The 26785-nt window shown below is 65.1% G+C and carries 21 protein-coding genes; 14 read left to right on the top strand and 7 right to left on the bottom strand.

Annotation, left to right across the window (positions count from 1 at the left end; genetic code table 11):
* Positions 1-34 precede the first annotated feature (34 nt).
* Together phoB and phoR are read left to right on the top strand one after the other, a co-directional pair.
* The gene (gene phoB / locus ACLIJ1_RS06760) at positions 35-757 is read left to right on the top strand and encodes a phosphate regulon transcriptional regulator PhoB (protein ID WP_411364705.1); all 723 of its coding nucleotides are present in this window, start codon (positions 35-37) and stop codon (positions 755-757) included.
* Positions 754-2085: a phosphate regulon sensor histidine kinase PhoR gene (gene phoR / locus ACLIJ1_RS06755; RefSeq protein ID WP_411364704.1), complete on the top strand. Its 1332-nt coding sequence runs from the start codon at positions 754-756 to the stop codon at positions 2083-2085. Before phoB ends, phoR begins: the two co-directional genes overlap by 4 nt.
* Here phoR and ACLIJ1_RS06750 read toward each other — a convergent pair.
* The 4 genes from ACLIJ1_RS06750 to trxA all read right to left on the bottom strand — a co-directional run bounded on the left by ACLIJ1_RS06750 (position 2082) and on the right by trxA (position 6029).
* Complete coding sequence (locus ACLIJ1_RS06750) at positions 2082-3782, bottom strand: ArnT family glycosyltransferase (RefSeq protein ID WP_411364703.1); 1701 nt, start codon at positions 3780-3782, stop codon at positions 2082-2084. The genes phoR and ACLIJ1_RS06750 overlap by 4 nt on opposite strands.
* Positions 3783-3890: 108 nt before the next feature.
* Positions 3891-4139, bottom strand: coding sequence for a type B 50S ribosomal protein L31 (locus tag ACLIJ1_RS06745; RefSeq protein ID WP_411364702.1), 249 nt, complete (start codon positions 4137-4139; stop codon positions 3891-3893).
* 99 nt (positions 4140-4238) lie between these two features.
* A complete protein-coding gene (gene rho / locus ACLIJ1_RS06740; RefSeq protein WP_411364701.1) occupies positions 4239-5501 on the bottom strand; it encodes a transcription termination factor Rho in 1263 nt (420 codons plus the stop codon).
* Between the two features lie 195 nt (positions 5502-5696).
* The gene (trxA, locus tag ACLIJ1_RS06735; RefSeq protein ID WP_411364700.1) at positions 5697-6029 is read right to left on the bottom strand and encodes a thioredoxin TrxA; all 333 of its coding nucleotides are present in this window, start codon (positions 6027-6029) and stop codon (positions 5697-5699) included.
* 110 nt (positions 6030-6139) lie between these two features.
* Between trxA and ACLIJ1_RS06730 the strand changes: the two genes are divergently transcribed.
* The 8 genes from ACLIJ1_RS06730 (at position 6140) to ACLIJ1_RS06695 (ending at position 19064) form a co-directional block, all read left to right on the top strand.
* Complete coding sequence (locus ACLIJ1_RS06730; protein ID WP_411364699.1) at positions 6140-8770, top strand: PD-(D/E)XK nuclease family protein; 2631 nt, start codon at positions 6140-6142, stop codon at positions 8768-8770.
* Entirely contained in the window at positions 8767-12078 is a 3312-nt protein-coding gene (locus tag ACLIJ1_RS06725; RefSeq protein WP_411364698.1) for a UvrD-helicase domain-containing protein, read from the top strand. The genes ACLIJ1_RS06730 and ACLIJ1_RS06725 overlap by 4 nt, the downstream gene beginning before the upstream one ends.
* Positions 12075-13427, top strand: a complete 1353-nt coding sequence (locus ACLIJ1_RS06720; RefSeq protein WP_411364697.1) for a TIGR03862 family flavoprotein — start codon at positions 12075-12077, stop codon at positions 13425-13427. The genes ACLIJ1_RS06725 and ACLIJ1_RS06720 overlap by 4 nt, the downstream gene beginning before the upstream one ends.
* Before the next feature lie 7 nt (positions 13428-13434).
* Complete coding sequence (locus ACLIJ1_RS06715) at positions 13435-14646, top strand: AGE family epimerase/isomerase (protein WP_411364696.1); 1212 nt, start codon at positions 13435-13437, stop codon at positions 14644-14646.
* A 133-nt stretch (positions 14647-14779) separates the two neighbouring features.
* Entirely contained in the window at positions 14780-16252 is a 1473-nt protein-coding gene (locus ACLIJ1_RS06710; protein ID WP_411364695.1) for a glycosyltransferase, read from the top strand.
* Positions 16253-16308: 56 nt separating this feature from the next.
* Positions 16309-17079, top strand: coding sequence for a hypothetical protein (locus ACLIJ1_RS06705; RefSeq protein ID WP_411364694.1), 771 nt, complete (start codon positions 16309-16311; stop codon positions 17077-17079).
* A gap of 15 nt (positions 17080-17094) precedes the next feature.
* On the top strand, positions 17095-17931 hold the full coding sequence (locus ACLIJ1_RS06700) for a Gfo/Idh/MocA family protein (RefSeq protein ID WP_411364693.1): 837 nt from the start codon (positions 17095-17097) through the stop codon (positions 17929-17931).
* A complete protein-coding gene (locus ACLIJ1_RS06695) occupies positions 17928-19064 on the top strand; it encodes a DegT/DnrJ/EryC1/StrS family aminotransferase (protein ID WP_411364692.1) in 1137 nt (378 codons plus the stop codon). The genes ACLIJ1_RS06700 and ACLIJ1_RS06695 overlap by 4 nt, the downstream gene beginning before the upstream one ends.
* Positions 19065-19418: 354 nt before the next feature.
* Here the strand turns inward: ACLIJ1_RS06695 and ACLIJ1_RS06690 are convergent, their stop codons facing one another.
* Complete coding sequence (locus ACLIJ1_RS06690) at positions 19419-20435, bottom strand: hypothetical protein (RefSeq protein ID WP_411364691.1); 1017 nt, start codon at positions 20433-20435, stop codon at positions 19419-19421.
* A gap of 525 nt (positions 20436-20960) precedes the next feature.
* Entirely contained in the window at positions 20961-21845 is an 885-nt protein-coding gene (locus tag ACLIJ1_RS06685; protein WP_411364690.1) for a competence protein CoiA family protein, read from the bottom strand.
* A 197-nt stretch (positions 21846-22042) separates the two neighbouring features.
* On the opposite strand from ACLIJ1_RS06685, the gene ACLIJ1_RS06680 reads away from it, so the two are divergent.
* From ACLIJ1_RS06680 to ACLIJ1_RS06665, 4 genes are all read left to right on the top strand, one after another.
* On the top strand, positions 22043-22642 hold the full coding sequence (locus ACLIJ1_RS06680; RefSeq protein ID WP_411364689.1) for a recombinase family protein: 600 nt from the start codon (positions 22043-22045) through the stop codon (positions 22640-22642).
* Between the two features lie 242 nt (positions 22643-22884).
* Positions 22885-23115: a hypothetical protein gene (locus tag ACLIJ1_RS06675; RefSeq protein ID WP_411364688.1), complete on the top strand. Its 231-nt coding sequence runs from the start codon at positions 22885-22887 to the stop codon at positions 23113-23115.
* 56 nt (positions 23116-23171) lie between these two features.
* On the top strand, positions 23172-23744 hold the full coding sequence (locus ACLIJ1_RS06670; protein ID WP_411364687.1) for a Bro-N domain-containing protein: 573 nt from the start codon (positions 23172-23174) through the stop codon (positions 23742-23744).
* Positions 23741-24148 (top strand): hypothetical protein, encoded by a 408-nt coding sequence (locus tag ACLIJ1_RS06665; RefSeq protein ID WP_411364686.1) that lies wholly within the window; start codon positions 23741-23743, stop codon positions 24146-24148. The genes ACLIJ1_RS06670 and ACLIJ1_RS06665 overlap by 4 nt, the downstream gene beginning before the upstream one ends.
* Before the next feature lie 837 nt (positions 24149-24985).
* Here the strand turns inward: ACLIJ1_RS06665 and ACLIJ1_RS06660 are convergent.
* Positions 24986-26683 (bottom strand): DUF6538 domain-containing protein, encoded by a 1698-nt coding sequence (locus tag ACLIJ1_RS06660; protein ID WP_411364685.1) that lies wholly within the window; start codon positions 26681-26683, stop codon positions 24986-24988.
* Between the last annotated feature and the right edge of the window lie 102 nt (positions 26684-26785).

The raw sequence follows: 26785 nt of genomic DNA, 5'->3' as shown, positions 1-26785 counted from the left end.
AGGGGGCGCTTTCTCATCCTGGGGCGGCCCGTCGATGAAAAAGCTCCCCCGCATCCTGGTGGTCGAGGACGAACCGGCGATTGCCGAGCTGATCGCCGTCAACCTGCGCCACAACGGCTTTGCGCCGACGGTGGTGTACGACGGCGCGGCCGCGCGGCGCGAGATCGACGCAGTCCTGCCCGACGTGATCCTGCTGGACTGGATGCTGCCCGGCGAGAGCGGCGCGGCGCTGGCGCGCCAATGGCGCAAGCAGGAGCGCACGAAGACCGTGCCAATCCTCATGCTGACCGCGCGCAGCGACGAAGCCGACAAGGTGCAGGGCCTGGACGCCGGTGCCGACGACTACATCACCAAGCCGTTCTCGACGCAGGAGTTGCTGGCCCGCATCCGCGCCGTGCTCCGCCGCCGTGCGCCCGAGATCGTCAATGACTCGGTGCAGGTGGGTGAACTGGCGCTGGACGCCGCGACCTACCGCGTCAGCTACCGGGACACCGAGCTCAAGCTTGGTCCTACCGAGTTCAAGCTGCTGCATTACCTGATGAAGCATCCGGAGCGCGTGCACACGCGCGGCACCCTGCTCGACAAGATCTGGGGCGACCATGTGTTCATCGAAGAACGCACGGTGGATGTACACGTCAAGCGCCTGCGTGAATCGCTCGGCGATGCGGCCAGCATGGTGGAAACCGTGCGAGGCGCCGGATACCGCATCACATCCCGCCAGCCGGTGGGTCAGGGAAGCGACGACAATTCGGCATGATTTTGCGTTTCCTTGGGCTTTTGCTGGCCCTGTCCCTGGGCGGCGCCTGGGGAGCCTTCAACGGTTCGGTGCTGCAGACGCTGCTGGGCGTCCTCGCCGCAGCTGTGCTCTGGCTGGTGTGGGATACGGTTGCTGCGGCCAGGCTGCTGCGCTGGCTCAGCCGCGCCGATGCACCGGCTGCGCCAAGGCTTTCGGGCCTCTGGGGTGAGTTGTTCGAGCGCACCCGCAAGCGGCTGCGCGTGCTGGAGTTGAAGGGCCAGAGCAGCGATGGGCGGTTGCAGGATTTCCTGGCGGCCTTGCAGGCTTCACCCAACGGCGTGGTGCTGCTCGATGCGCAGTCGCGCATCGAGTGGAGCAACCTGACGGCGCAGCACCATCTGGGTTTGGACCCTGAGCGCGATCTGGGCCAGTACGTGCGCAACCTGGTGCGCCACCCTGCCTTTACGGCCTACATGGACAGCGGGGACTTCGGTCGCGAAATCGAAATCGATGGCGCTGGCCAGAGTACCTCACAGCCCCACAAGATCTCGCTGCAGGTGCACCCGTACGGCGACCAGCGCCAGCTCATGCTCACGCGCGACGTCACCGCGGTGCAACTGGCCGAGGCCATGCGCCGCGACTTCGTAGCAAACGTGTCGCACGAGATCCGCACGCCGCTGACCGTGCTGTCGGGTTTCGTCGAAACCATGCAGAGCCTTTCGCTGGACGAAGAGGAGCGCCAGCGCTTTCTGGCCCTGATGAGCCAGCAGGCCTTGCGCATGCAGACGCTGGTGAACGACCTGCTGACCCTCTCCCGCCTGGAAGGCAGTCCGGCGCCCGGGATCGGCGAATGGACCGATGTGGGGGAATGGATGCAGCAACTGGTGCAGGATGCGCGAGGCCTGTCTGCGGCGATCGCCAGCCCTGTGCACGACATCGCGCTGGAAATGGGGCCGTCGCTGCAGGTCGCTGGCAGCCGCCATGAGCTCTACAGCGCGGTATCGAACCTGGTGAGCAATGCCGTGCGCTACACGCCGCCGGGCGGTCGCATCCGCGCTGGCTGGCGCAGTGGTCCGGATGGGGTGTGCGAGTTCTTCGTCAATGACACAGGTCCGGGCATTGCACCCGAACACCTGCCGCGGCTGACGGAACGTTTCTACCGGGTCGACCGCAGCCGTTCGCGCGAAACCGGCGGCACCGGCCTGGGACTGGCGATCGTCAAGCACGTGGCGCAACGCCACGGCGGTCAGGTCTACATCCGCAGCGCAGTTGGCCAGGGTTCCACCTTCGCCATCTCGCTGCCTGCCTCGCGGCTGCGGCCAATGCCTGCCGCCTCGGTGGCGAGTTAACCGCCCCGGATGCGCTGGTAGATCAGCAGGGGTTCCTTGTCGGACAGGCGCCGGACCGTGCCCTTGAAGGCCCAGTCGACCAGCTTGACACGGCGGTCCAGCGAAGGCTGGCTGTCGGGATGCACCACCAGCAGCCGGCAGTTCTCCCCCGCGCCGTTGCCCGCACGCACCGGAGAAATGCCTCCCTGGAACTGAAGGGCTGAAATCTGGGCCTGACCCAGGCCATCGACCAGCGCACAGGGCGAGTTCTCCGGCTGGAGGCGGGCGATGCGTCGCGCGAGCGGGCCATAGCTGCGCCCGAAGTCCAGCAATGGCAGCCAGAGCGTCATGAGCAGCAGCCAGCACAGCGTGGCGCCGGCGGCCGGCAGCACGAGGCTCTTCCAGATCGCCTGGCGGTGGCGTCCCACGCGCCACGACACCAGCCAGCCCCACGCAATCGTGGCCAGCAGCGCTGGCAGGAGCAACAGCCAGGAGAACTCGGGCAAGAAGCCGGGGGCCAGACGCGCTACGTTGGCTGCAGGCTTGGCCGGGAAGCCGGTCTGCATGGCCAGCCAGATCACCCAGATCACCAGCGCGCAGCCACTGAAGAACACCAGCGTGAACCAGTCGATCAGCGCCGCCACGCTGCGCCGCAAGGTGGGGAGCGCGAAAGATGCCAGCGCCGCCATGGCAGGCAGTGCGAGGAACAGCGAGCGGTCGAAGTCGGGATTGATGGCGCTGTTGACCACACTCACCAGTGCCGTCCACAGCGGCAGCGCCACGTGCGGGCTCAGCAGCTGGTGTCGCCAGCGCCACAGCGTCCAGAGTGCCAGCGGCCAGGCCGGCCAGGTGAACCAGGCCAGCAGGCGCCCCCAGCGCTGCCAGTCATCGAGCTCGAGCGGCGGGGCCAGATTGGCCGGCCAGTGAATCTGCTCGGTGGTCGCGGCCAGCACCACCACCAGCGCCAGCATGCCAATCACCCAGCTGATTTCCCGCGTATTGTCAGCGCCCTGTCGGGTACGGGTGTACCAGACGCCCGCGGCGAGTCCGGCGCCCAGTGAAAAGGCAATCCATGGCGCACCGCTGAAGACCAGCCCGACCGTCCCGCCGCTCCAGAGCAGCAGCGCCAGCCAGGGCCTTCGAGTGGCGGGCAGGGCCATGCGAGATGCCGCCATAAGGATGGCGCTGACCATCGACAGCCGCGCCACATCGGGGTTGGTCTCGTGCGACATCTGCGCCAGACCGAGGCAAGCCACCAGGGCCAGCAGGGCGCCGTCCGCCAGCGCCCGGGCGTAGTCGATCGGATCGGCCTCGCCACCGAATGCAAAGGCCACCGGCTGAGCGCTCGGTTGCCGCGCCAGGTGGTAGACCGCGTACCAGGTGCAGACCAGAGTCAATGCGAGCAGCAGTCCGAAGGGAATGCGACCGGCAAGGTCAGGAGACAGAAAAGGAAACAGCTGGATGGAGAGGGCACCCAGCCAGTAGGGCAGCGGACCAGCCACATCGACCGGAGCTCCCAGCACCTGGGGAGTCCACCAGCCGCTGCTGCCACGCACCATCTCCATCATGGCGCCAAAGGTCGCCACGTCGATGTTTTTCCAGGGTTCCCGGCCGAGGAAGCCCGGCAGCACATACGCCAGCCCCAGCAGCATCAGCGCAAGCCGCGGCAGGCGGCGCACGGCCGACTGGGTCACGATGGCGGGGGTGGCAGAACTCACGGCGGCAAATATACAGGGGGTTTCAGGTGGGTCCAGGCGAAAAAAAAGCAGCCGGAGACCGGCTGCCTTTCTGTCCCGGGCACAGGCCCGAAGAAGCGATCGGTCCGATTACTTCTTGCCGAAGCGGTTGCGGAACTTCTCCACGCGACCACCCATGTTGTCCACCGACTTCTGGGTACCGGTGTAGAAGGGATGGGATTCGCTGGAGGTATCCAGCTTGAAAAGCGGCAGCTCGCGGCCGTCTTCCAGCTTGATCATTTCCTTGGTGTTCGCGCACGAACGGGTCACGAACTTGAAATTGTTCGACAGGTCCACGAAGCAGACGTCGCGGTAGTTGGGGTGAATGCCTTCTTTCATGGCGATTCCTTGTGGTCAGGTGCGACAGCCGCGAAAGAACCGTTCTCTCGTACTTGCCGCAAGTTGCAAAGCCTTGAATTATATGATTTTTTTCGCTGATCAACCGCCGCGGCGCATCATGTCGAAGAATTCAGAGTTGTTCTTGGTCGCCTTCATGCTCTTGAGCACCATTTCCATGGCTTCGATCTCGTCCATGTTGTACATGAACTGGCGCAGGATGCGAGTCTTCTGCAGGATCTCGGGTGCCAGCAGCAGTTCTTCACGGCGGGTGCCGCTGCGGTTGAGCTGGATCGAGGGGAAGACGCGCTTTTCATACAGGCGGCGGTCCAGGTGGATTTCGCTGTTGCCGGTGCCCTTGAATTCTTCAAAGATCACTTCGTCCATGCGGCTGCCGGTGTCGACCAGGGCCGTGGCGATGATGGTCAGCGAGCCGCCTTCTTCGACGTTGCGGGCGGCACCGAAGAAGCGCTTGGGGCGCTGCAGGGCGTTGGCGTCCACACCGCCGGTCAGCACCTTGCCAGAGCTGGGCAGCACGTTGTTGTAGGCGCGGGCCAGGCGGGTGATGGAGTCCAGCAGGATCACCACGTCTTTTTTCAGCTCGACCAGGCGCTTGGCGCGCTCGATCACCATTTCGGCGACGTGCACGTGGCGCGCGGCCGGTTCGTCAAAGGTCGAGGCGATCACGTCGCCGCGCACCGTGCGCTGCATTTCGGTCACTTCTTCCGGGCGTTCGTCCACCAGCAGCACCATCAGTTCCACCTCAGGGTGGTTGGCGGTGATGGCGTGGCAGATGTGCTGCATCATGACCGTCTTGCCGCTCTTGGGCGGGGCGACGATCAGGGCGCGCTGGCCCTTGCCGATGGGGGCAATGATGTCGATGACGCGACCGGTGATGTTCTCTTCGGTCTTGATGTCACGTTCCAGGCGCATCTGTTCCTTGGGGAACAGCGGCGTCAGGTTTTCGAACATCACCTTGTGCTTGTTCGACTCGGGCGGCAGGCCGTTGATGGCGTCGAGCTTGTTGAGCGCGAAGTAGCGTTCGCCGTCCTTGGGGATGCGGACCTCGCCCTCGATCATGTCGCCGGTATGCAGGTTGAAGCGGCGGATCTGGCTGGGCGAAATGTAGATGTCGTCGGTGGACGCCGTGAAGCTGGTGTCCATGTTCCGAAGGAAGCCGAAGCCGTCGGGCAGCACTTCCAGCACGCCGTCGGCGTTCACCTGTTCGCCGGCCTTGGCGCGCTTCTTGATGATGGCGAACATCAGCTCCTGCTTGCGCATGCGGCCGGTGTTTTCGATCTCAAGCGCTTCGGCCTGCTTGAGGACTTCAGACACGTGCAGTGCCTTGAGTTCGTTAAGGTGCATGGAATTCGCTCCGGAAGGGGAGTCGTGTCAGAACCGGGGGAGGGGGCGCTGGTGTCCGGTTGGCGGACTGGCGCTGTCAGAAGGGGCTGGGCCGTTGGTGGGGGCCAGCTGACGGGCGGATTATGACAGGAAAAAACCGGTCGCCACACAAGGGCCGGGCCTTGCACCCGGAGCGGCGGCGACCGGCGTGGCCGGTCAGGCCAGTTGCTGGTCGATGAAGGCGGTCAGCTGGGCCTTGCTCATGGCGCCGACCTTGGTGGCGGCAAGCTGGCCGTCCTTGAACAGCATCAGCGTCGGGATGCCGCGAATACCGAACTTGGCCGGGATTTCGCGGTTGTCGTCGACATTGACCTTGGTGATCTTGAGCTTGCCGTTGTAGGAACCGGAAACTTCGTCCAGGATCGGGGCAATCATCTTGCAGGGGCCGCACCACTCGGCCCAGAAGTCCACCAGAACGGGAGTCTTGGCGTCCAGCACATCGGCTTGGAAACTTGCGTCGGAAACGTGGGTGATCAGCTCACTGGCCATGGTTCATCCTGAGGAACGTGGATCGGGGAAGTTAAAGTCGGAAATCAGGGCAAAAAAACGATTTGACGCCCTGTGACCGAGACATTGTGACAGAAACCCCCCCGCCGCCGATGCCTTCCTCCGACCACCCCACCGGGTATGGGTCCATCACGCCTGCCGGGGCGGACTGGCCGGCCTGCATCCGCCATCTGGATGATCGCCTGGCCCGGCAGGAGTTGGCACCCGGGCGCCTGGTGGTCCTGCTCCCCTATTTGCAGCTGGTGGAGCCCGCCCGCCGAGCCTGGGCTACCGCACACCCGAGCGGTTTCGGGCCGCGCTTTGAGACCACACGCAGCTGGGCGTCGGGCCTCGCACCGTGGTGGCCGGCGCCCACCGATGTCAGCGGCGACATGGCGCGCGACAGCCTGGTGGCCGAGGCGATGGTGGTTCGAATGGTCAAAGGCAGCGCCGATCCGGCCCTGCGTGCGGTGCTGGTGTCTCGGCTGGTGGACGCCGTGCGGTCTGTGGCGCCGCTGGCGGCGGCCCGTCCGCCGGCACAACGGGCGGCCTGGGCGGGAGAGCAGCGCGAAGCCCTGGGGCAAGGCCCGCACTGGGAGTCTCTGGTGGCGTCGCTGGCCCTGGCGTGGGCGGGCAATGCGAGCTATCCGACCGATGTGCTCTGGGGCGACACTGCGGCACCCGGGGTGGTGGCAGACCGGATCTGGTTGTTGCAGGGGTTCCAGCACGATCCGTTGGGGCTGGCGCTGGGAACGCACTGGGGCGAGCGGGCCGAGGTGTCCGATCTTTTCAGCCTGCTGGCCGGCGATGCCACTGCAGCGCCACGGGCATTGACCCTGCAATCCTGCGCCGATGCCGAAGAAGAAGCCCAGCGAACGGCCGCCTCTGTCATCGCACGGATCAACGAAGGAGGGTTTCCGCTGGCTTTGGTCGCGAACGACCGGCGCCTGACCCGCCGCGTGAGCGCGATGTTGTCGGGCGCGGGGGTCTCGCTGTGCGACGAAACCGGCTGGAAGCTGTCAACCACCCACGCGGCCGCCCAGATCATGGCCGTGTTGCGGGCGGCCGACGCCCGGGCACGCATGGACGACGTGCTGGATCTCCTCAAACAAGGCTCCGCCTGGCCTCCGGCACAGGTGGAGGCGCTGGAACTGGCGGCAAGAGAGGCGGGCATCTCGGCATGGAAGGCTGCGGCCCAGCACGCAGTGTTGGCTCCGCTGATCCCGGAAGGATTTGCAGCGTTGCTGGAGAGCTTGCAGGTGGCCAGGCCACTGGAGCGCTGGCTGGATGCCCTGCGCGCTGCCTTGCAGTCAGGCGGCCTGTGGGAACGGCTGGCAGCCGATGCAGCCGGGCAGGGGGCGATCCGTGCGCTGCGTCTGGACGAAGGCGCGTCGGAAGAGCTGCTGCAGGTCGGCTTGGCGGTGGCGGAGACGGGCCGCCCCGGCGCGCGACTGGGACTGTCGGCGTTCAGCGCCTGGGTGCGCGACGTGCTCGAAGGCGCGAGTTTCAAGCCAGCCGCGGATCCTCAGGCCCAAGTGGTGATCCTGCCGCTGTCGCAACTGCTGGGCCGGGGTTTCTCGACGGTGGTGATGCCCGGCTGCGACGAGCTCACGCTCGATCCCGATCCCGGCCAACAGTCGCCCTGGACCGCGTCGCAGTGTGAACAACTGGGGCTCCCGGGGCGGACCGCGCTCATGGAGGGCCAGGCGCAGGCCTGGCAAGCGGCCTTGCGGGCGCCGCAGGTGGACATCCTCTGGCGGCGGCAGGAAGGTGGTGAGCCACTCTCGCCCAGCCCCTGGGTGATGGCCTTGCCGGGTTTCGACGATCGACAGGCCGGCGCGAACACGTTCTGCGCGCCGCGTCCTCTGTGCACGGTCGTGGTTGCGCACCCTTTGCCGGTGGCGCCGGATCTGATGCCGTCGGCCCTGTCCGCCAGCGCCTACCAGGATCTGCGCGACTGTCCCTACCGCTTTTTTGCCTTGCGCCAGCTGCGTCTGTCCGAGGCCGACGAGCTAGAAGCCGAACCCGACCAGCGCGACCTTGGCAACTGGCTGCATGCCGTGTTGCGGCGCTTTCACGAGGAACGCGGCGACGGGCGTCCGGGCCGCGACATCGACGCCCGCCGGCTGGACCAGATCGGCGAAGAGATCGCGACCGAGATGGGGCTGCAGGTCGACGAGGGCGGCGCGGGCTTCCTGCCGTACCAGGCCGTGTGGCCGGCACTGCGCGAGGGATATCTGGACTGGCTGGCCGGGCACGAAGGAAGCGATGAACGGCCCGGGCCGATGTTTGCGCGCGCCGAGGCGGAGCTGAGCGTGACCCTGCCGCCCTGGCGCCTGTACGGCAAGCTCGACCGCATCGACCAGCAGAGCAGCCCGGAAGGGCCATTGCCGCTGGTGATCGACTACAAGACCGAGAGCCGGGACAAGACCAACAAGCGCGTCAAGGACCCGTTCGAAGACACGCAGCTGGCGTTTTACGCGGCATTGCTGCCCGACGAGAACTTGCGCGCCGCCTACCTCAGCATCACCGACGGCCGTTCGGCCTCGGGCCGCGAGGGAGCGACCCACCTGGTCGAACAGCCGCTGGTGCTGCAGGCCCGCGAGCAATTGCGCGAAGGCATCGTGCAAGACCTGGGTCGCGTGGCGGCTGGACATGCGCTGCCGGCGCTGGGCGAAGGCCTGGTCTGTGAATACTGCGCCGCGCGGGGCTTGTGCCGCAAGGACTTCTGGAGCACGCCATGAAGCGGCCAGCGGCGTACCAGATCAACGGCCAGACGGTGTCGGCGGAAACGTTCTACGCGGCGGCCTGCGACCCGGCGCGGTCGATCGCGGTCGAGGCCTGCGCAGGTGCTGGCAAGACCTGGATGCTGGTGGCGCGCGTCGTGCGGTCGCTGCTGGAGGGCACGGCAGCGCAGGACATCCTGGCCATCACCTTCACCAAGAAGGCTGCCGGCGAGATGCGCGGGCGCCTGAATGCCGAATTGCGCCGCTGCGCCGCGCTGGACGAACCGGCGCTGGCGGTCACCCTGCGGTCCTGGGGTTACGGCGAGTCCGAAGCACTTCGCCGGGCGCCCGAACTGAAGAGCCTGCAGGCCCGCGTGAGCACGCAAGGCCGCCAGGTGCAGCTGCGCACCTTCCACAGCTGGTTCTCCGCATTGTTGCGCGGCGCGCCGCTGGCGGTGCTGCAGGAGCTGGGTCTGCCGCTCTCCTACGAGCTGCTGGAAGACGACAAGAAGGCCTTGCCGCTGGTCTGGCCGCGCTTCTATGCTGCGCTGGCGACCAGCGAGGCCGACAAGACAGCGTTCTTCGAAAGCGTGGCGAGACACGGTCGGCACCAGACGCTCAAGGCGCTGGAAAAGGCGCTGGAGAAGCGGGTCGAGTTCACGCTGGCGGATGGGGCCGGCGTGGCTGCCGGTTCGGTGCGCCCGTTTGGCGAGCAGTTCCCGGAAATGGCTGGGCTTTCCGAGCCAGAGTCGGCGGTGACGTCTGCTGGGATGCAGGAGAGCCTGTGGACGGCGGCGCGCGTGCTCGGGGCGGCTTCGGCGCCGAGCTTTTCGGCCAAGGGTGTGGAGCTGGAAAGAGCGCTGACCGAAGGGCGCTGGCCTGGCGTCTGCGAGGCGCTGCTGACCAAGGACGGCGAGGCGCGGAAATTCGGCACCAAGATCGCAGACATCGAGGCCGTGCGCGTGGCGCAGGAGCAGGTGCAACGCGTGCTGCTGGCCCGCCGGCAACACGACGCCTGGCTGCACCAGCAACGCATGGTGAGGCTGGCGCGGGTGCTGATCGAGAGTTACACCGGTCTCAAGCGCGAGCGCGGCTGGGTCGACATGAACGATCTGGAGTCGGTGGCGTGCCGTCTGCTGGGTGATGCCGAACTCTCGGGCTGGATGCAGCAGCGGCTGGACGCCCGCGTGCGGCACCTGCTGATCGACGAGTTCCAGGACACCAATCCTTTGCAATGGCAGGCACTGTACGGCTGGCTCAGCGCCTACGCAGGTGCTGGGCCGGGGGAAGCGCCGGGCGTGTTCCTGGTCGGCGACCCCAAGCAGTCGATCTACCGCTTCCGCCGCGCCGAGCCCCAGGTGTTCAAGGCGGCGCAAGCCTTCGTGGTGCGGGGCCTGGGCGGTTTGCTGCTCAGCTGCGACCACACGCGGCGCTGTGCGCCGGCCGTGGTGCAGGCACTCAATGCGGCGATGCAGGACGCGGTGCAGGCCGGTGAATACGAGGGTTTTCGCGAGCACACCACGCACAGCGTTGCGGACGGAGCAGTGCTGGCGCTGCCAGCGATCGAACGGCCGGAGAAGGACGAACCAACCGTCGACGATGGCGACGAACCGGTCTGGCGCGACAGCCTGAGCCAGCCGCGCGTGTTGCCGGACGAAGAGGGCAGCGCGGAGCGCGAAGCGGTGCAGGCTGCCGACTGGATCGCCGCGCAGATCGCCAACGGCGCCAAGCCGGACGGGTTCATGGTGCTGGCGCGCAAGCGCAGCCGCCTGCGGTTGATGCACGAGGCCATGCGCGAGCGCGGCATCGCCAGCGAAGCGCCGGGCGAAACCTTGTTGCACGAATCGCCTGCAGTGCAGGACCTGATCGCGCTGCTGGATGCACTGGTATCGCCGCGCCACCACCTGAGTCTGGCGCGAGCCCTGAAGTCGCCGCTGTTCGGCTGGAGCGACGGCGATCTGGTGTCGCTGGCCACGGCGGTGCGGGCGGCCAGTCCGCAGGGGCGGCCCGGCGGAGACAGCAAGGCGGCTGCGCCAGGCTGGTGGGACGTGATGCGCAGCTTGTCGAGCGGATCCGGCGGCGACGGGCTTTCCAACAGCTTCCTCGCGCTTGCCCAAGCCACCTTCGAAACCCTGGACCTCTACCGCGGCTGGCTGCATCGCCTGCCGCCGCACGATGCACTTTCGGCGATCTTTGACCACGGCGATGTGCTGGCCCGGTTCGCTGCCGGAGTGTCGGCCAGCGAGCGGGGTACAACGCTGGCCTGCCTGCGCGACCTGCTGGCGCAGTCGCTGGCGCAGGACGGCGGACGTTTTCTCACGCCATACCGTTTCGTGCGGGCGCTCAAGGCCGGTGGCATCGCCGCCAGCGCCGCACACCATGCCGGCGCGGTGCGCCTGTTGACCATCCACGGCGCCAAGGGCCTGGAGGCCGACACGGTCCTGCTGCTCGACACCGACAGCCCGCCGCAAAGCACTGAGTCGATGGGTGTGCTGGTCGACTGGCCGGCCGAAGAAGCTTCACCGCGCCGGTTCGTCTTTGTCGCCAGCGAGAAGACACCGCCGGCCTGCGCCGACGACCTGCTGGCGGCCGAGCGGCAGGCGCGCTCGGTCGAAGAGCTGAACGCGCTGTACGTGGCGCTGACGCGCGCCGAGCACCGGCTGGTGATCTCCAGCTTCGTGCCGCATCGCACGCCGGACCGGTCGTGGTGGCGGCGCTTGCTGGCGCTCGCGGAGCCCCAGCCCTCGCCAACGGCCGTCAGCGTTGCGGAGCAGGCACACGAGGGCTTCGAGCTGCCGACCCTGCCGGCCTTGCGGTCCGACCTGTTGCACAGTCTGAATTCCACGGTCACAGTCGTGGAGGCCGACGAACGCACGCGCATTGGTCGCGCCTTGCACCGCCTGCTGCAGTGGAGGTCCATGACGGCGGCCGAGGACGACTGGGGTCGCGAACATGTGCGTGCCGTGGCGCGCGAGTTCGACTTGTCGCCGGCCGCCGCCGACGAAGCGCTGGCCATGGCGCGCCGCGTCGCCAGCGGCGAAGCGGCCTGGGCCTGGGACGCGGCGGCGCTGTCTTCCTGGGGCAACGAGGTCGAGATCTGGCACGGCGGCGAGCTGCTGCGCATGGACCGGCTGGTGCAGCGGCGCGACAGCGGCCAGTGGTGGGTGCTCGACTACAAGAGCGCCGAGCGACCCGAACTGCAGGAAGAACTGCGCGGGCAGATGCGGCGCTATCACCAGGCCCTGCTGGCCTCCGGTGTGGAGGGCGTCGTGCGCCTGGCTTTCATCAATGCGGCCGGAAGGCTGATCGAACTGGAATCTCCATGAGTCTTGGGTCGCCCGACACCAGCGTTTTGTTGAACACGGACGTCGCCATCGTGGGCGGCGGGCCAGCGGGGCTGATGGCCGCCGAAATCCTGTCGGCCGGTGGTGTGCAGGTCGACCTTTTCGACGCCATGCCCTCCGTGGGGCGCAAGTTCCTGCTGGCGGGCAAGGGAGGCATGAACCTCACGCATTCCGAGTCCGCCGACCGGTTCGCCGAACGCTACGGAGATCGGCGCCAGCAGATCGAGGCCCTGCTCAAGGAATTCGGCGCGGCCGAGGTTCGGGCCTGGGCGCTGGGTCTGGGCATCGACACCTTTGTCGGCAGTTCGGGGCGCGTGTTTCCGACCGACATGAAGGCGGCGCCGCTGCTGCGCGCATGGCTGACGCGGCTTCGGCATCCGGTGGCGGGCGGTCCGGGCGTGCGGTTTCACATGCGGCACCGCTGGCTGGGCTGGGGCGACGACGGGCAGACGCTGCATTTCCAGTCACCGTCGGGCGTTGCGGCGGTGCGGGCCAAAGCGACCGTGCTGGCCCTGGGCGGCGGCAGCTGGGCGCGCCTGGGTTCCAACGGCGCCTGGGTGCCGTTGCTCGCCGGCCGAGGCGTCGCGGTGGCGCCGCTGTTGCCCACGAATTGCGGTTTCGACGTGGCCTTGCCTAGAGAAACCACTGTGCCTTCGGGTCTGCTCCCGGTGCAGGCCGTGCCGGCGCGTCCGGTCGGCTGGAGTGATTTCTTCCGCGGGCGCTTCGCGGGCCAGCCGTTCAAGAACGTTGCCATCCGCTGCGTCAATGCGGCCGGGCATCACTTCGAGCGCAAAGGCGAGTTCGTCGCCACCGAATCGGGCGTGGAAGGCAGCCTGATCTATGCCGCCTCCAGCCTGCTGCGAGACGAGATCATCCGAAGTGGCCACGCGACGCTCCACCTGGACCTGTTGCCCGATCTGCCGGCCGAGCGGGTGGGGCGCGAGATCGCACATCCGCGTGGCTCGCGCTCCCTGGCCAACCACCTCAAGGGCCGCCTCGGTCTGGACGGCATCAAGCTCGCGCTGCTGCACGAGGTGCTGGGCAAGGAAGCCATGAACGACCCGTCGAAGCTCGCGCAGGCCGTGAAGGCGCTGCCGCTGCATCTGGTTGCGGCGCGGCCGATCGACGAAGCCATCAGCACCGCCGGCGGCGTGCTGTTCGAGGCGCTGGACGCCGACCTCATGTGCGAGGCCTTGCCGGGCGTGTACTGCGCCGGAGAGATGCTCGACTGGGAAGCGCCGACTGGCGGCTACCTGCTGACCGCTTGCCTCGCCAGCGGGCATCGGGTGGGCGAAGCGGCGCTGCGGCGATTGCATGCCACAAGCATCTGAACGAACCATGGAGACAACTGTGCACATTGCCGACTTGCCCGACTTTGAAAGCGAAGCGGTGCTCCGCGCCCACGTGGGCCAGACGCTGGCTTTCTACGACACCAACGCCTTCGATCCCGCTGGCGGTTTCTTCCACTACCTCAAGGACGACGGTACGGTCTACGACCGCACGCACCGCCACCTCGTCAGCGCAACAAGGCTGGTGTTCACGCAGTCCATGGCCCATGTGCAGACCGGCCATGCCTCCTACCGCGAGCGGACGGCGCATGCATTGGCACATCTGGAAGTTTTCCGGCTCCCCACCGGTCCTGCGGCCGGCGCCTATGCATGGACGCTTCGGGACGGTGTCATCGAAGACCCGACCGTGATGGCCTATGGCCAGGCCTTCGTGCTGCTGGCACGGGCGCACGCGCACCGCATCGGCCTGTGCTCGGCGGCCGATGTGGCGCAAGCTTTCGACACCATGGAGGCCCTGTTTTACCGCGCGGCCGACCAGGCTTATGCCGACGAGATCAACGGCGCGGGCACGCTGATCGACTACCGCGGGCAGAACGCCAACATGCACATGTGCGAGGCCTGCCTGGCGGCTTACGCGTTCACCGGCGAGGCGCGCTACCTGCAGCGCGCGCAGTCGCTGATCGAGCGATTCGTGTTCGGCCTGGCCGAGGCTTCGGGCGGACTGGTGTGGGAACACTACGGTCAGGACTGGTCGATCGACTGGGACTACAACCGCGACAACCCCGGCAACATCTTCAAACCCTGGGGTTTCCAGACCGGTCACCAGACCGAATGGGCCAAGTTGCTGCTGATAGCGCACGGCCACGCGCCCGATTCACGGTACATCCCCCGCGCCGTCGCGCTGCAGCAGGCGGCCTGGCAGCATGGCTGGGACGCCAGCAACGGCGGGCTGATCTATGGCTTCGACCCTGAATACCGCCCCTGCGACACCGACAAGTACTTCTGGGTGCAGGCCGAGTCGTTCGCCAGCGCCTGGCGCCTGTGGCGCGTCACGGGCGACGAGGCGTTCCGGGAGCAGTACCTGCAGCTGTGGCGCTGGAGCTGGCTGCACCTGATCGACCATGTGCATGGCGCCTGGTTCCGCATCCTTTCGGCCAGTGGCGGCAAGCTGGAGGACACCAAATCGCCCGCCGGCAAGGTGGACTACCACACCATGGGGGCATGCTGGGATGTGTTGGCGGTCGGAGGATTGCGCCCTTGAATGTCCGTTGCCGGCGCTTCAGGAGCGCGCCAACACTGGCCGACAGCGACCTTCGGGTAGGCTTGCGGCCCGCACCCCAGACCCAGAGCCCCGAAAAAGGACCCTTGTGAACATTCTGCTGGCCATCTGCAGCATGGCCCACCGTTCTGGCGCCGAATTGTTCGTGCACGACGTGGCGTTGGCGCTGCACCGGCGTGGCCATTCCCTAGCTGTGTATGCGCCCGTCATGGGCGACATGGTCGACGGACTGCGCCAGCGGGGCATTGCCTGTGTGACCGACCTGCGGCAGGTGGCCGTGGCACCCGAGCTCATCATCGGCAACACCCGCGACGACACCGTGGCCTGCATGGCGCACTTCCTGGAAGTGCCGGCGATCTCGATCTGTCACGACCGCACGGCTTCGCATGGCCAGCCGCCGCTGTTCAGCCGGGTGCGGCAGTACGTCGCGGTGGATGCCAATTGCGCCGAACGGCTGTCGCAGGAAAGTGGCATCGCGCCAGCAGACATCGCCATCGTGTCCAACGGGGTGGACCTGCAACGGTTTCGCCCGCGGTCGGCGTTGCCCGAGCGGCCAACGCGCGCAGCGATCTTCAGCAACTACGCCACCGAGAGCGACGACACGCGTGCCATCCGCGCAGCCTGCGAGTCTCTCGGTCTGTCGCTGGAAGTGATCGGGCAGGGCGTCGGCCGCCAGGCCGCAGCGCCCGAGGCGGTGCTGGGTGACTTCGATCTGGTGTTCGCCAAGGCGCGCTGCGCCATGGAGGCGATGGCGGTGGGCTGCGCTGTGGTCCTGCTCAATGAAGGCATGGGGCTGGCCGGGATGGTCACCTCCGACCGGATGCAGGAATGGCACCACTGGAACTTCGGGCGGCGGCTGATGCAGACGCCGATCGACCTGGAGAGCGTGCGGCGCGAGGTTCTGCGCTATGACGCGGCCGATGCGACGCTGGTCACCGGGTATGTGCGCACCCATGTGTCGCTGGAAGCCACCACCGATGGCCTTGAGGCACTGGCGCTTCAGGTGGTCCAGGCCGAGCCAACGCGGCCGCGGATCGCGCCACAGGACGAATTGCGCGAATTCGCCCGCCATGTCGCCGCCAACCTGCTGCCTTTTGGCACACCATACGTCGCGGTGCAGACCGGGATGCTGCTGAGCAGCGCGCGGAGCCTGGAGTCCCGCCTGATCGAAGCTTCTGCGGGGTTGACCAGCACCCAGACGGAATTGCACGCCGCCCACGTCCGCCTGGCTGACATGGACCGGCAACTGCTGGAAATGCACCTTGTGCGGGTGCGGGCTGCCGAGCTGGAGCAGCAGGTTCATGCGCTGCACGAGGTAAAGGGCCGTTCCGCCGTGCTTGAACGCCAGGTGCAGGAACTCAACGTCACGAGAGTCCGGGCGGAAGAGCTTGAATGCCGGGTCCAGGCGCTGGGGTTGGAAGCGGCGCAGCGGGCAGCGGACCTTGACCGACAGGTGCTGGCACTGCGCCAGGCCAGCGAACGGGCGGACGCGCTCGAACGACAGGTACAGGAATTGCGTGCGAGCACGTCCTGGCGGATGACGGCCCCCCTGCGCTGGCTCGTTTCCCGGCTGAAACCGGGCCGTTGAGCGCCAAAGCCTGTACACCGTTCAACCAATCTCAACGTCCACCAACGCCAAACGCCATGAAGCCCCTTCTCCTGATCGCCCATCCCGGACACGAACTGCGGGTCTTCCAGTGGGTCCAGCAGGTGCGCCCCGAGGTCGTGATGCTCACCAGCGGAGACGGGTCCATTGGCCAGCCCCGCCTGGAAGACAGCCGGCACATGCTGGACGCCTGGGGCCTGGACGTGCGCAGCGACTGGCTCAGGCCGGTGTCCGACGCAGTGGTCTACCAGGCTCTCCTGGGTACCGGGGCTTCGCCCTTCCAGACCTGGCTCGACGACCTCACCGAAGCAGCGATGGACGCCGGCATCGATACCGTGGTGGCGGATGAGGCCGAAGGCTACAACCCGTCGCACGACCTTTGCCGGGTTCTGGCCAACCGGCTGGTCTCGCGCTTGCGAGAGGCGGGCCGCAGCGTGCGCAACCTGGAGATTCCGCTGGTGGGGCATCCCTGCGATCCGGCGCGTGAGGGCCAGGTCGAGATCGAGGTGCGCCTGACAGAGGCCGAGCTGCAGCAGAAGCTGGAGCAGGTGCTGGACTATGCCCGGCGCTGCAGCCCGGTGCTGCTGGGCGAGGTGCAGACCATGTTCGACACGTTTGGCACGCAGGCTTTCGGGCGCGAGTGCCTCTATCCCGCTGCCAGAACGCCCTATGAGGACGGGCGCCTGCCCGACACCATGCCGCATTTCGAGCGGGTGGGCGAGGAGCGCAAGGTCGCAGGCATCTACAAGGATGTGATCCGCGCTCGGCACCTGCTGGATATGGTCACCGTCGTGGGCCACCCGGGCTGAAGCTTGACGATGAGCATGTGCACACGCCTCGCCATCCTGGGCTTTGGCCGCTTCGGGCGGATACATGCCCTGCGTGCCCTGGCGCATCCGGCCTTCGAGGTGGTGTGCGTGGTCGACCCCGACCTGCAGGCGCGCGAGGCTGCACAGGCGCAGGGCTTTGCAGTCGCCGCTTCAATTGATGCATTGCCCGGGGGGGTACAGGCCGCCGCAGTGGTCACGCCCGCACACACCCACGCAGACCTGGCCGTGGCGTTGATGCGAAGGGGCATCGATGTGCTGGTTGAAAAGCCCATGGCCGAGAGCGAGCGGGACATCGACACCATGCTCGACGCGGTTCGTCTGACCGGCCGGCACCTCTTCACCGGCCACATCGAGCGCTTCAACACGGCGTTGATCGAGCGGCCCTGGGAGCGCACGCCCAGCAGGCTGGTTTTCCATCGCCAGTCGCGCCTGCCTGGCACGGCCCGCTCGGTGGTGCTGGACCTGATGGTGCACGACCTTGACCTGGCGTCTTACCTCTTGCGAATCAGCGACGATGAGCCTTTTGTGGTTCTTGATGTCAGAGCTCAAGGTGATGGCGTGCACGTGCAGGCGCGGGTGGGTGGAACGCAGGTGGACCTTCATGCCCGCCATGGTGCGGACGTGTCCCTGGCGTCCATGGGATGGAGCGACGACACCAGCTGGAACGAGCTGGCCCTGTCCAATCCGCCCGAACTGAACCAGTCCGATGCACTGACGCGGCAGTACACCGCCTTTGACCACATGCTGCGCGGCCAGCAATCGCCGCTGGCCGATGCGCAGGCCGGCGCCGTTGCGGTGCGCCGTGCGCTGGCCATCGTGGCCAAGTTATGAGGGTGCCGTTCTTTCGCAGTCCCTGGCAGGAGCCGGAGGCTTCAGTACGGGTGATCACCGCGTGGAGCCGTGTGCTGGGCAGCGGCAACTACATCCTCGGGCCATCCGTGCAACGCTTCGAAACCGCGCTGGCCCAGAGGCTGGGGCTGGGCGGGGTGGTCGGCGTGAACTCGGGCACCGATGCCCTGGTGCTCGCACTGCGTCTGCTGAATCTCGAACCCTGTGACGAAGTCGTCTTGCCGGGCTACACCTTCTTCGCCTGTTTTGAGGCTGTTGTGCGGGTCGGTGCGGTGCCGGTGCTGTGCGACTGCGCGACCGATGACTTCATCGCCGGTGCGCAGCAAGTCGCGGCGCGCCTGACGCCGCGAACCAGGGCCGTGTTGGCCGTGCCACTGTTTGGCGATGCCAGTGCATTGCCCGGCATCGCCGCACTGTGCCGCGAGCGAGGCATCCCGATGGTCGAGGACGCCGCCCAGGCGCTGGGCGCGCGCGCCTGGTCAGAGACACGGGGCTGGGTGCCCGCTGGCGCCTGGGGCGATCTGGGCACCATGAGCTTCTACCCGACCAAGACCCTGGGTGCGACCGGCGATGCTGGCGCGCTGGGCAGTCCGCACGCTGACTTGATCAATCGCGCGCGGTCGCTGCGCAACCACGGTCTTCAGGGTTTGGCACATGCCGATGTGGGACTGAACAGCCGGATGGATGCGCTGCAGGCCGAGGTGCTGCAGATCGGACTGGAGCAATTGGATACCTGGCTGGCTGGCCGCCAGACTATCGCCCGCCGGTATCTCACGGGGCTGTCCGGATTGCCAGACATCGTCCTGCCTGCAGACCGGGAAGGGCACGCCTGGAATTATTTTGTGCTGCGCTGCGCACAGCGGGACGATCTGCAGGCTCGCCTCGCGGCGGCCGGGGTGGACACCAAGATCTACTACGAGCGGCCCATCCACGAACAGCCGGCATGGCTGGCCCGGTTCGGAGCGATGGATCTGCCCATCGCCAGTTCGAACGCCCGCCAGTCGCTGGCATTGCCGATCTTTCCGGGCATGCAGGACGTCGAGGTGGAGAGGGTGATTGCTGCCGTGCGGCAGGCTGTCGAAGGACAGCAGAATGAAAAAGGTGACGAGCCTTGACATCACCCGATTTCGGAAAATATCCAATCAAATCAACAACTTACAAGGGTAGCAATCGTCCAAAGTGATACAGTCCGGTGACACAGTTTGCCGGTCATCATAGGTCTGTTCTCGCTTGCGCGACAGTCCCGGAGTCCTGACAGTCTCGGACCCGCGCTTGTAATTTTCTCGGGGTGCCTTGATGCTGAAGTCCTTCCGCTTTGGCAGACCAACCACAAGGACCCTATGAGCCTCACGCTCCGCACTTCTGTTTTCGAGTTCACCGGCTCCAGCCTTTTCATCCGCTTCGGCGGCCGCGAGGTGTTCGTGAACCGCCCCGATGGGCAACCGTTCGGGATGACTTCGGGGGCACGTTCAGAGGCTGGGTTGGAGGTCTGGGCGCTGGGCTTCTACGGGGTCGCTTGCGCTGGGTAAAGGCTTGGGTGCCACCGCCTCGAATCCGACACCAAGGCCTATCAATACAGTCCTAATTCGGTCTTGGGCTTCAGCCGACTGAGTTCGGAATTCAGCCAAATCAGTCGGCAGTCCAAGCTCTCCTCTAATTAAACAAAGCAACTCGTCTACCTCGTGGGAGGTTTGGCTGAGCTCATTTAGCAGTTCTTTTGAGTAGTTTAGGCCAATCTTGTTGTTTTCTTGGATTGCCTGTGTTAGTGCAGTCGAGTGTTTTTTGGAGTTTTCGATTTGAATTCCGAAAGACCTGTTTAGGCCTTCCGCTATTTCAGGCGTGCAGGTGTTTGTTTCGTTGAGTTGGGTTATCGAGCTCAGAATTCTGTTGATCTCGGATTGGGATTGATCGTAGAGATTCTGATAGAGTCGGATATTTGCATTTAAGGAGGGAACGCTTTTCAGCAGGCCGACCCCCTTCAAGAACGTTTCGCCGTAGCGGCTTGAGAGTCTTCGAGCTTTCAGGGCGGTTGGCTGTGAGCCCACTACTGAGATTTTGCTAGCCGCAATCGCCAAGCCCTCTAGGGGTGAAAGCTGAGCTAGGTCTGTGATGTCCACTTTGCTTAAACGAGCCAAGAAACCCTGCGCCTTGACTAGTTCAGGAACAGCTGTTAGATAGACTTCGCGGCGGAGTGTCGTAAGCCTTTCGATTCGTGCCTGATCGGCGGCATGTTCTCTATTTAGGTCAGCCTGTCTGCTGGCATGTTCTCGGTTTCGCAATGACTGCATTGCATCGTGTTGAAGCTGCCTCACCTGTCGCTTCATTGCGTGGCTGTTACTAAGAAGTACCCCGGTAAATGTTAGGAGGCCGACTGAGAGGGCGACCACGCCTGCAATTAAGCCTGCGGCAAGCGCAGGGTTTTGAGCGAGCCAGTCGAATGCGCTAGCCATTGATGTTATCTGGGAAAATGTCAAAGGGGTTTGCATATTGATCTGCAAGTGATTGAGTTGACCTGGACGATAATACACGTGCCTTCTGGGGTTGGAAAATTGGCGGAAATTCTTCGCACTCCCACAATGCTATCCAAACTCCTTGACCCCCGTAACCCCAAAATTTGCCGCAGATTTTCGCGAGGACCTTCGATCAGTCCCGACGAATCGGCTCCCCCCGTGCCGCCCTCAGCCCCCGGCCCCCCTCGTGGCCCCGTTCCGCGCCCTTTGGTGCCCCCGATATCGAGCCCGCGAGGCAGGTCACTCGCAGCAGCCCGGCCACTCCATCGCGAGGCCGCAAGCGGGGCACCGAGCGGGCACGCTAGGGTCAATGATCATGCGGGCCTGATGTCGGTCAGCCGGGGGCGTGGCGACCACCGTGCCGGCGTCAGTAAGGACCAATCCCACGACACGGCAGCGGGGGCAGGTTGAGGTGGCGATAGCGGCAGTCAGGTCGAAGGCGTCAACGAACATGAATCGGTGGTGGCTAATTGCAAGGGACTGGCGAGTGGCTAGAAGTCGTCACCACCACTGAGGGAGTGTGTCGTGCCAGATAAGGCAAGCTGGTACAGCCTTGCGTTCGTTGTCTGGTGTAAATGATTTGCGTGCAACTGCCTTGAAGTCATCACATAAGTTTAGGAGCGGGCCGTAGACCGGCGTTCTGATCACTTTGTACGTCACTTCATAGCCGCCAGAGGATCGGTCCTCTCCATCTTGTCGCCACTCTCTGTACTCCAGCATTCTCTGCGCTGGACCGTAATGAACGGGCCAAACATTCGCGCCGAGCCCGGGCCACCAGTAGTACACCCTTCCGAAAAAGATACTGTGCAGATACCTTTCGTACAGGCGTGGGCGAAAGGGGTCCGAACCTAGCGGCTTTGACAGAGGCACAACCCAAACCAAATTGATGCCCCTGCGGGCGTAGTCCCGCGTTCTTTTGAGCAACTTAGGAAGCGTCATGGCGCTGACTTGGATTTCAATCGCCACGGCTATATCGCCCATCCTGCCGCTCACGTCTGGGACGAGCATCGGAATTTTCCGCTTTTGGCTTGCCGGAATAGGGCGCTCTTTTTCCCACCGTTTGTCGGGATAACGAGCGCCAATGGCATCGCGAAACTCCACGGCGCAGGCATCATGGAGGTGCTTGGATTTCGGTCCAAGTACCGGACTGACGCGGGCTTTGTGCGCAAAGTGATCGACCTTCTCAGCACACTTGCGAATCACTACGTCTGAAAAGCACTGTGGGCAGTAGAAGGGGCCGTCAATCTTGTGTGCGACTTCCGCTTCCCATTCGTCACCAGTGTGGAGGTTTCGGGCAATACCTCTCAGAAGGCCGCCGCAGCCTACCTCTTCGGCTTCTCGCTCCCTAGCCTTCTGTGCAAGCTTTTCCCTTTTAGTCTTGTCCATGGCGTTTTGTATCAGGTGGCGCGGTTAGTTGCCAATCTCCCACCTGTCAAGCTTGCCGTCCGCTTAAGGTACACCCAAAGCGAACACATCCGGAGCCCGTGAAAGGTGTTCGGATAGGGTCTATTTCGGTATTTATTGACAAATTCCGGAAAGGGTTTTAGACTTATTCCGAACAGTCAACACAGGACACCGACACCATGACCACCCGCACCCGGACCCCGAAGCAACCCCCAGCAGGCCAGACGGTCGGCTATGTCCGTGTCAGCAGCACCGGCCAGAACGAGGCCCGGCAGCTTGACGGCATCGCCGTTGACCGGACCTATACGGACAAGGCCAGCGGCAAAGACACCCAGCGACCCCAGCTTCAGGCCATGCTCGAATTCGTGCGGGATGGCGATACCGTGGTGGTCCACAGCATGGACCGGCTGGCGCGGTCGCTCAGGGACCTAGAGAGCATCGTGACGGGGCTCACTGGGCGAGGCGTTACGGTGTCGTTCGTGACCCAAGGCATGACGTTCACCGGGGACGATTCGCCTATGAACAAGCTCATGCTCCAGATGTTGGGCGCGGTGTCGGAGTTCGAGCGGTCGCTGATCCTTGAGCGCCAGCGGGAGGGCATCGCCATCGCCAAGGCCAAGGGCGACGTGTACAAGGGTCGGAAGCCGTCGCTTGATGCGGCCGGGGTCGCCGAACTGCGCCGCCTAGTCGCTGAGGGCAAGCCGAAAGCACAGATCGCGGAGCAGCTTGGCATCTCCCGAACGACCCTCTACGCGCACCTGAGCGCCGCCCCGACATAAAACATGCCCAATAGGAGCTAGGCTTCCGACCGAGCCCCGGCAGGCCGCCGCCAGGACAACCCGAAGTGACCCGTTCAGGGTGCGTTCGGGGCAGTCCGGAGAGGCCCGCCACACGGAGCCAAAAATATAGGTAGCCCAATAGGGGGACGCGCCCCGGCGCCTCTCTTCCACCACGACGACCCGCGACAGTGCCACCCGGCGCTTCGCGGGTTTTTCTTTGCCCGTTCCAAAGCGAAAGCACCATGAACCAGACCAGCACCAAGGCCCCCGCGCCTAACCCCGCCAGCCCCACCTATGCGGCCCCGCCCGTGATCCGTAGCTACGCCCTGAGCGTCGATGCCTTCGACCACCTCAAGGCCATGCAGCGGGCCTATGAGCGCCGCGAGGGCGCCCGCATGACCAACAGCCAAGCCCTTGAGCGGCTTCTGAACGAGCACCTAGCGGGCCACTTCGGCAGCACGCCCACCAACTGACCTACCGCCCCGAGCCTTGAGCCAAGGGGACGAATCACACAGCGAAAGCACACACCATGAACACCAACCAACTTCCGACCACCGCAGCCCCGGCCCCGTTGCCGACCGTTGTCTTTGACCACGACGGCAGGAACCATCACATCCGCACGACCACCGACCAGAACGGGCAAACGTACTGGGTCGCCCGCGATGTGTGCGAGGCGCTGGACATCACCAAGCCGTCACGCGCACTTGAGCGGGTGAACGCCACGGACAAGGGTAGGACAAAACTGTCCACCCCCGGCGGCCGTCAAGACTTCGTGACGGTCAACAGGTCAGGCCTCTACGCCCTCGCATTCCAGAGCCGCAAGCCAGCGGCCCGCGCCTTTCAGCATTGGGTCACGTCCGTGGTCCTGCCGGCCATCGCTGAGGATGGTGCATACATCCGGGGCGAAGAACACGCACACCGGGCGGCCACTGCCGGGGAACTTCAGGCGCACCAGCAGGCCACCCGCGAGATTGCCGCTCAGGCCATGGAAGTGAAAGAGCGCCGGGGTCTGCTGGCCCTTGAAGAGCGCGACGCCCAGTCTTCAGGCTTTGCGCTGCTGAGGGGCAAGAGCCTCCGTACCAACTTCAGGGACGTGGCATGAGCGCAACTTCACTGAACAGCCGACTTCCCTACATGCCGTTCAACTGGGCCGAACACGACACCCGAACGGCCCGCCTGACCTACGCGGAGCGAGGCATGTTCGATGCAGCCCGGAGCGTCCTATGGCGTGTTGAAGGCTGCACGATGCCGCTGGACACGCTCAAGCTACGACTGCGCGTAACCCCTGACCATGCCGACGCTACGCTGCTGGAAACGTTGATCACCCTTGACCTATTGCGAGTCACCCCAGACGGAGCGGTCTTTGACGAGGTGCAGGTACGCGAGTCTGCGGAGGCAATCCGGAAGGCGGAAATCAACCGCCTGAACGGCAAGCGAGGCGGGCGCCCGAAGAAGGGGGATGCATTGCCATCCGACCAACCAGCGAGCGCAGTGAGCGACTTCTGAAAACCGGCCGGTTATTGGTCGCTTTCGTTTCGCTAAGGCATCCATGATTCATGATCCATAAACCAATATCCATGAGCCAAGAGCCATGAGATTCAACTGAAGGTGCGCGGCTGGCGCCACCGCCCAACCAACGGGGCAAGACCCAGCCGGCGCCCTTCAGTTGTGTCGCTCGCGATGGAAGACCATGAATTCACCATGACGACGATGCCCCCTCAGCCCACCTGAAGCGATCTACCGTGGCCCCCTCAGTCCATCAGAGCGGGGGGCGGTAGTGACTTTCAGGTGTGTTGCTGGGGGCTGCATTCATGGTCTTTCCACACGGGAAACCTCGTCCCTCGGTATCTGTTTTGGGTACGGCCAGCACAGCCCCGCAGAGGCGTTTTCAGACCCCGGGGATGCCTGCCCCTCAGCACCCGCTCAGCGCCCCGTCTATGCCCGTTCTGGTGCCTCTGCGGGGGCCGCGCCGGTGGCTCGCTTAGCGCCCGCTTCCGATAGGAGGAAGGCGGCGCCGTGCCTCCGCGATCAACTCTTCAATGAGTTCTAGGGAAACGTCGCAATCAAAGGTGTTGAGCGTCCACGCACCGTTGGCGTCTGAGTAGAAGACCTCCGCAACGGTTGTGTGTGGGCCGCCTGTCGTCCACTGCAATTCCAGCCCCATCCCGTCGCGCTCTAGGTCGCTAGCCATGAGGGTCGTGTAGCGTGCGCCGTTGTGTTCACGGTCCATAACGTAGGTTGCAAACAGTTGAGTGGCGGTCAGTATCCGGTAGATCGTCGGGCTATTGCCACTCACCCCTCAGCACCCGCTCAGCGCCCCGGTCTGTGCCCGTTCTGAGGGCTCTACGGGGTCGTGCTTGGGGCCGCGTCAGGGGACACTACAGGCAGGGTCAGGAACGGGTAACGGATGGCTTCAACGGCCGGGACCAACTGCGCCAGTCCCCAATGCGTGTAGGTCTTAGTGCCCACACTGCCGGGTGTTTCATGCCCTGTGATCCGGTCCATGGTCGCTTCGGACATTCCGGCGCGGTGCATCACTGTGCGGACGGTGTGGCGGAAGTAGTGGGACGTGACGCCGCCTGCCCCCTGAAGACCCACAGACTCACGCAGCAGCAGGAACCAGCGACCGAAGTAATCGCTTGGCTTGTCCTTGCGAAGACTCATTCGAGGCCACAGTGAGGCGGCCCGCTGGTCCCTCATGCGCTGGGCGTAGTTCAAGAAGCCCAAGCGGATCAACTCAGGGTGCAGCGGGATCGCCCGCGTACCGGCGTCGGTCTTCACTGTCTTGTCGCCGCCTTCCTCTGTGATCGTGATTGCCGGGACGCCCTCGATAGTCTGGACATCAGCGGGGGTGAGTTGGCACAGTTCCCCCAAGCGGGCGCCCGTGAAGAGGCCCAGCAGCGGCACCCAGTAGGCGGCGTCACGCCCGGCCTTCGCATCCCGGGGCAGCTTGTACGCGGTGTGGACCTCTGACCCGAACAGCGTCACCAACTCCGCGTCCTGGAGCGGGCGGCGCTTGTTGGTGGTCTTGGCCTTGATGTCCAAGCCTTCCCACGTGTGACGCTGGGTCCATTCGAGTTCTCGGTGTGCGTACTTGAGCAGCGACTTGATGGCCGTGAGGCGGTCCCGGGCGGTCTTGGGAGTCTTGCTTTGTTCACGGAGCCATGCCCTGTAGCGGTCGCCCATGTCCCGCGTGATGCCCTCAAGCGTCATCTTTGGGTGCCGCCCCTCGAACTGCTTCAACGCCCGTTCCATGGCCCTGATCGTGTCCGCTTTGCGTGGCTTGTCACCTGAGACCTCCCACCGCTTGAACACATCCCGCAGGGTCTTGGAGGAGGGCGCCGGGGCGGGTAGCTTCGCAGCGACCACGGGCGTAGGAACCACGGCCCCCGCATCGCGCAGCGTCAACTCGTGATGCGCCTGTCGGTACGCCTGAAGGCACAAGCGCAGGGCCTCCCGGGCGCCGGGCGTCTGGGCATCGAAGGTCACACCCAGCGACGCAGCATGTGATTGGACCAGTGGGAGCACGGCCTTGAGGTTCCCGGCAGCAAGGGCCAGCGCCACGTTTCCGTCAAGGTAGGCATTCAGATCGGCCAGTTCCCGCCGCTCATCTTCCGTGGCCCCGCTCAGGTCATCTATCCGGGGCTCCGGCAGGTCCCACCGGGGAATGTAGAGCCCGTTGCGTGCTCGGCGCTTGAGTTCCCCACGGATGTGGACCATCTCCGCCAGCAACCCCACGTCATGGCGCACGCGGTCATCATCGGCCAGCACCTGGGCGCGGACCAGATCGGCCAGCAGGGCGCCCATGTCGGGCGTGATCGCCACCGCTGGGACGGCGTTCAGTGCCGCCTCTTTGGCCGCGAAGTCGGCATCCCATTCGGCCCGCTTCAGGTTCGCAAAGCGGTAACCTTCCTTGCGGTCGCTGGTGCCCAGAGAGAGCACAACGCGGTCCCGCCCGTAGGTCTCCACGAGCGGCGCCGGAATGATGATCTTGACGTACCAAATGGACCCACGCTGATAGCAGCCCGGGGGCTTCGCCATGTCGTTTCCCTTGCTCAAGTGTTGGGGAAGTGACACAGGAAAGTGATACAGCGGAAGACGCGTAAGCCCTTGATTTGGCTTAGCTTATTGATCCGATTACGG

The sequence above is a fragment of the Hydrogenophaga sp. RWCD_12 genome, from assembly GCF_046604225.1.
Taxonomy (GTDB): domain Bacteria; phylum Pseudomonadota; class Gammaproteobacteria; order Burkholderiales; family Burkholderiaceae_C; genus Hydrogenophaga.
The sequence above is the reverse complement of the archived record's forward strand: the minus strand, read 5'-3'. Positions and strand labels throughout refer to the sequence as shown.